Source organism: [Phormidium] sp. LEGE 05292 (assembly GCF_015207735.1).
GTDB lineage: Bacteria > Cyanobacteriota > Cyanobacteriia > Cyanobacteriales > Aerosakkonemataceae > Floridanema.
On record NZ_JADEWG010000252.1, the window covers coordinates 1 to 5,874 of the forward strand.

6 protein-coding genes and 1 pseudogene are annotated in these 5,874 nt (G+C 42.5%); 4 read left to right on the forward strand and 3 right to left on the reverse strand.

Annotated elements, in window-relative coordinates; translation table 11 throughout:
• Positions 1 to 94 precede the first annotated feature (94 nt).
• Positions 95 to 445 carry a hypothetical protein gene (locus IQ264_RS31190; RefSeq protein WP_228061949.1) on the reverse strand — a complete coding sequence of 117 codons (351 nt, stop codon included), beginning with the start codon at positions 443 to 445 and terminating at the stop codon, positions 95 to 97.
• Positions 446 to 699: 254 nt separating this feature from the next.
• On the opposite strand from IQ264_RS31190, the pseudogene IQ264_RS31195 reads away from it, so the two are divergent.
• The 3 genes and pseudogenes from IQ264_RS31195 to IQ264_RS31205 form a co-directional block, all read left to right on the forward strand.
• A pseudogene (locus IQ264_RS31195) lies at positions 700 to 963 on the forward strand (phosphodiester glycosidase family protein); the annotation flags it as partial.
• Positions 964 to 975: 12 nt separating this feature from the next.
• The gene (locus IQ264_RS31200) at positions 976 to 1,152 is read left to right on the forward strand and encodes a hypothetical protein (RefSeq protein ID WP_193986384.1); all 177 of its coding nucleotides are present in this window, start codon (positions 976 to 978) and stop codon (positions 1,150 to 1,152) included.
• Between the two features lie 37 nt (positions 1,153 to 1,189).
• On the forward strand, positions 1,190 to 3,037 hold the full coding sequence (locus tag IQ264_RS31205) for a vWA domain-containing protein (RefSeq protein WP_193986386.1): 1,848 nt from the start codon (positions 1,190 to 1,192) through the stop codon (positions 3,035 to 3,037).
• 287 nt (positions 3,038 to 3,324) lie between these two features.
• On the opposite strand, the gene IQ264_RS33580 is transcribed toward IQ264_RS31205, so the two are convergent.
• Together IQ264_RS33580 and IQ264_RS31210 are read right to left on the reverse strand one after the other, a co-directional pair.
• A complete protein-coding gene (locus IQ264_RS33580; protein ID WP_265583123.1) occupies positions 3,325 to 3,447 on the reverse strand; it encodes a hypothetical protein in 123 nt (40 codons plus the stop codon).
• A gap of 37 nt (positions 3,448 to 3,484) precedes the next feature.
• Entirely contained in the window at positions 3,485 to 4,078 is a 594-nt protein-coding gene (locus tag IQ264_RS31210; RefSeq protein ID WP_193986389.1) for a recombinase family protein, read from the reverse strand.
• Positions 4,079 to 4,189: 111 nt separating this feature from the next.
• Between IQ264_RS31210 and IQ264_RS31215 the strand changes: the two genes are divergently transcribed.
• The gene (locus tag IQ264_RS31215) at positions 4,190 to 5,776 is read left to right on the forward strand and encodes a DUF4158 domain-containing protein (RefSeq protein WP_193986391.1); all 1,587 of its coding nucleotides are present in this window, start codon (positions 4,190 to 4,192) and stop codon (positions 5,774 to 5,776) included.
• Positions 5,777 to 5,874 lie beyond the last annotated feature (98 nt).

Genomic DNA, 5,874 nt, shown 5'->3' on the forward strand with positions numbered 1-5,874 from the left:
TGTGCCGTTTTATGATTCTAGCTACTTTGTAATGGCTTTCTTATTGGAACGAAGGAATTACTATCCTCGGCTTCTTGAGTGCCATTTTATCCTTCTAGGCTAGTGCCATTTTTTCTTTCAAGTGGCAAGTCTCTCTGACCAATTGAGTACTGACATTGGATTCCATCGCATTGAGCTTGTTATACACCGAAGTGACAGAAACACCAATTTCGCTGGTTCTGGCTTGATAAGCTGCATGAATTGAAGGTCGAATCCCACAAGTGACTGAACTCATCATCTCCACAACTGTAGAAAAGAGTAGCTCTCTTGTGTATTGAGTTTTGCTGTTTCTCTCAAATAGCTCGTCAAGTTTTTGTTCAGATAGAATTTTTTCCAGAAGTCCACGAACCACAACTGACACTGGACTTGAGTGTACAAAACGCTCAAAGACTTGACTGAGAACCATTGTTGGTTTTTCCCTCTCGGTTTTGGATTTCTTCAGCTAACTAGAAATCCCGAGAAATGACAAGACTCATTACTGCTTAGGTTTTGGCTAGGGCTTGGCTAGGGCGAAGCATTCGGACGACAATTTATGTACTCAAACCCTAGATTTTCTGCTCCGAATGCTTCGCCCTTACGAAGCAAAAATGCAAAACCCGAGCAGTATTTTGACAAGACCTTGAAAGGGCTGGGGATGTACTAGGAAGCAACCAACTCAATGCTAGAACGGCAATTGGTATTACTGTTGATGGTAGTCTGTTGTGGGTAATGGTATCGCAAAAACCAGAAAATCCTACTACTTCGGGGATGTCCTTACCAGAATTAGCTAAGTTTATGAAGTCGTTGGGGGTGGAAAAAGCGATGAATTTGGATGGTGGCAGTTCCTCGTCTTTTTATTACAAAGGGCAGGCTTTCTATGGCAAAGTCGATAGCAAGGGAAATTGGGTGAAGCGACCTGTTAAATCAGTTTTACTGGTTTTTTAGAATTTGTGCGCCATGGCGCACATTTTTAGCGCATTGGATATCCAACTTTTTGAACAATATGCAGAATTACAAGTCGATTTACGATTGCGCGATAATGCTACGCATCGCTGGCCCGATCGCTTTGTGAATAAGGGACATTCACTACCTTTGTTATGCTGGGAATTGATTCAAAAAGTGAGTCAAGATTAATACAGTTAAGTCTTTCAGTATTTTGGAGAAACTGTCTATGCTTAAATTAAGTTATGACTTCCAACAAGCGATTTTACCAGCTGGCGCTGACTTACAGACTAATGTACTCCTGCGATTTCGTGCTGATATTCCTGAGTCCCCGCGCCGCAACCTGAATTTATCTCTAGCGATCGATCGCTCCGGTTCAATGGCAGGTTCCCCTCTACAGCACGCTCTGAAAGCTGCCTCAGCAGTAGTCGAGCAACTCAATCCCACGGATACCCTTTCAGTGGTAGTTTACGACGATACTGTGGATACCCCAGTCCCCCCCAGTCCAGTAGTTGACAAAGCTGCTCTCAAAAGAGCGATTCGAGCGGTACGTGCTGGAGGCATTACCAATCTCTCTGGAGGATGGTTGCAAAGTTGTAAATATGTCAAAGATGGCTATGATGTGCAAAAAGTTAACCGAGTTCTTCTGTTAACTGATGGCCATGCCAATATGGGCATCTGCGAGCCGAAAATTCTCACAACCACAGCTAGTCAAAAAGCTGAAGAAGGAATTGTCACTTCCACTTTAGGATTTGCTCAAGGCTTTAATGAAGATCTCCTGATTGGGATGGCAAGAGCAGCGGGTGGTAATTTCTATTTTATTCAAAGTATTGATGAAGCGACTGAAGTATTTACCATTGAACTGGATACATTGCGGGCTGTAGTAGGACAAAATCTCAAAGTTACTCTTGAATTAGTAAATGGTGTCAAATTAATTGACACCCTAACTTTAGCTACAATCGATCGCCATCAAACAGAAGCCCCCCTGGTCACATTAGGGGAGTTATATGAGGGTGAAGACAAATATCTTGGATTAAGTCTGGCGGTTCCGGGGACTCCTCCTGGAGACTTGACGGTACTCAAGCTGCATTACAGTGCTGATATAGTGCAAAATGGGGCGCTCCAACAGGTAAGCGGTACTGCTGAGGTGGTCGCTAAATTCGGCACTGTGGAAGAAGCAGCCATCGCTGCTTCCAGTAATGTCATGCTGGAACTGAGTCGTCTGATGATTGCCAAAGCCAAGGATAATGCCCTGGCTCTAGCCGAGCAGGGTAAAACCTCGGAAGCCGGAAAGCTTCTCCAAACTCAAATTCAAGATTTGCAAACTCAAGGACTCAATGAGAATTTTGAAATTGCCGAGGAAATTGAACAGCTCAATTACTTTGCCAGTCGCCTGACTCAAGGAGCTTTGGGGAATGAAGGTCGCAAGGAAATGCGGGATCAGAGCTATCAAAGTCTAGCTCGCAGTCGTTCCGACTTGTTAGCGCGGGGAGTGGCAGCTGGGGATGAAATTTATACCATGCCCACTGTGAGCGATGCCGGAACTGGAGTCGAGCTACAGTGTATTCGAGAAGGTGGCAAGTTACGGATCAAGGTAGTCTCAGAGGGATACGACAGTAGTAAAAACGTCCAATTTCCTCGGGGAATAAGAGCCGAAGGCGCTCGCTACATTGTTGAAGGGTTAGATCTGTCTCAAAATGAAAGCTTCTACCTTGTCAAAGGAAAGATTGCCCGTTTAACTGAACCGGGAGCAGTCGATCGGTTTGCCACCCCAACCGGAGCGGGAGCGACAAAAACAGCTAAACCCTCCAAAGGTCCAGCTAGTGCTGCCGATCTACCTACAACCGATGTAGTCGGAGATGGCATTCTGGTTCAGTGCGTTAAGGATGGCAGTAAGTTACGGGCTAGGGTAGTTGCCGATGCTTATGAACCCGATTGGAATATGCGTTTTCCCCGCTCGATTCGCGAGGAAGGAATGCTTTATGTTGTGGAGGAAGTCAAAGTTGGACCCGATGGCAAGTCTTATATTGCCTGTGGGGAAATCAAACGATTTGTGCAACCTTCTACTAATCCTTAACAATTACGGTATTGGAGGTACAGCTTATCCTATTACGTATTCAAATTTCAGGAACTCTTCCACTTCCTGTTCCTTGCCCGGTTTAACTTCCATACGTACCTATTGGCGGCTACGAAGCCCTCAATGGAGTAGGTGAAACTGATTTTGATGTTGACACTCAAGAAGAGTGTTAATACAGTCGGGGATGGATGCTCAACTTGCTAAACAGCCTGTTAAATCAGTTTTACTGGTTTTTTAGAATTTGTGCGCCATGGCGCACAAAGCGATCGCTTCTTAGAACAGAAAATCTAACTCTTCATTACTGGGCTATAGTCTAACGCCGCCCGCTCCCAATGTCCTAAATTCGCTGCTGCTTGGCGTTTGAGTAGCAATCGTGCAAAAAGTGCCGTTAAGCCCAGAAGTGTTGCCACACAAGGTTTTCACTCTTAGCTATTTGTCTAACTTACTCTATGAGCGATGTCGCTTGACAATCTGGAAAACAGTAGTCTTACTCAAATTAAGTTCCTTTGCAATGCAACGATAAGAAGACCCCTGCTCAACCATCTCCAAAACTTTAGGAGCAAGACGGTCAGACTTAATTCGTTGTCCAGGTCTTCGACCTAAAATTTTGCCCTTCGCCTTCGCCGCAGCCAAACCTGAACAAACTCTCTCTCGCACCAAATCCCTTTCAAACTCAGCCAGAGAAGCCATAATACTTGCAATCAGTTTCCCTTGAGGAGTATCCAAATCAAACTGAGTACCCGTTTGAGCAATCAGAGAAACCCCCCAGTGATTCAAATCCTGTAAAGTATGAATCAAATCTAAAGTGCTACGACCCCAACGAGTTAACTCAGTCACCAAAATCCCATCAATCTGACGATGTTGGGCTAATTTCATCACTTGATTGCGTTCTTGATGCTTACTTTTCACCCCGGAAACCGTTTCCTTCCAAATACCAACCACCTCATAACCCGCCTTATGAGCATAGTCAATTAAATCCCGTTCTTGACGAGAACAAGATTGATCAGATGTCGAAACTCGACAATAAATAGCCACTCTCATGTACCAATTAAACCCTCCCGAAAATAGAGCTCTCAAACCCTTACCACATCGTTACTTTTCATTGTATCAAATAGACTATAGTTTAATTGGTACAATGAAAGGGAAAAAGCAATGTCAATTCGGTTTCTGACCGAAGAATATCAAGAAAACTATGGGCGTTATGTGGGTGAACCAACAACGTTACAATTAGCTCGTTATTTTCATCTTGATGACCTAGCGTTACAGTTAGTCAAAAAACGGCGTGGCGACCATAATCGCTTAGGTTTTGCAGTTCAGTTGGGTACAGTTCGCTTTTTAGGGACTTTTTTAAATAATCCTCTGGATGTACCAAGTAATGTAGTTAATTATTTAGCTAGTCAGTTAAAAATTACCGAGTCGAATTGCCTATCTCAATATCTGAACAGAATCAGAACTCATTGGGAACATATTGAAGAAATAAAATACCATTATGGCTATCGAGATTTTAACTCACAACCGGAACATTGGCGACTGGTTCGGTGGTTATATGAACGAGCGTGGGTAAGTGCTGAAAGTCCGAGTGTTTTATTTGATATTACCACCGCCCAATTGTTAGAAAATAAAATTCTCTTACCTGGAGTTACCATCTTAGCTCGATTAATTGCTAGTGTCAGAGAAAGAGTCGAGCAAAGATTGTATTTTCAGCTATCTAAATTGCCGAATCAAGAGCAAATTCAGCAACTAGAATCTTTGCTCATTGTGACTGAAACAAGTCGCCAAACCCTTCTAGAACAATGGCGCACTTCAGCTACTCGCATCAGTAGTCCAGCTTTAGTTAATGCTTTGAAGAAGCTCGAAAATATTCGAGCTTTGGATATCGAGAAGCTAAATGTTTCCCAAATACCACCGATTCGGTTAAAAGCCCTTGCCAAAACAGCTTTTACGGTCAAAGTTCAAGCAATTGCGCGAATGTCAGAAGCCAAAAGAATTGCTACTTTAGTTGCCTTTGTTTATGTCTTAGAAGCCACAGCGATTGATGATGCTTTAGATATCTTAGAATCATTAGTTAAAGATTTGCTCTCGAAATCAGAACGTGAAGGAAAAAAAGAGCGTTTACGCACTCTTAAAGACTTAGATGCGGCGGCATTAGAACTATCACGAGTAGGAAAAATTCTTTTAGATGAAAACTGTGATGATAGTCATGTAAGAGAACAAGTTTGGAGCTTTATTCCCAAAGATAAATTAGCAGAAGTAGTAGAAAGAGTGGAAAAACTAGCCCGACTTCCTGAAGATAATTATTATCAAGAATTGTTAAATAAATGGCGGACGGTTAGAATTTTCTTCCCAACCTTACTGAGAGTTGTTGAATTTGAAAGTAACAAAGCAGGTAAGCCAATTTTAGAAGCTTGGCAATTTCTCCAGACTCTTGAAGACCAACGCCAATCTAAAATGTCAAATGCTCCCTTAAAAATTATTGATAAAAATTGGGGATCTTGGGTCGTAAGAAAAGATGGTAGTATTGACCGTAAATCTTATACATTTTGTATTTTAGAGAAATTGATTGAAGGTTTACGGTGTCGAGATTTGTTTGTTAATAAAAGCGAACGTTGGAGTAATCCTTCGGCTAAATTCTTACAAGGTCAGGCTTGGGAATCGGCTCGTTCTCATGTTTGTCGGGCTTTAAATTTGAATCTATCAGCAACGCCCGAATGGCTCTCCCGTACCTGTGGGGATAAGTAAATCTTATTTAAATAAACAAGCTAACAGCTTTTCTCGCAAAGATTCAAAGCTTTTAAAGCCATAGCTTTGTCGAATAATGAGCTTAATTCTATTATTAA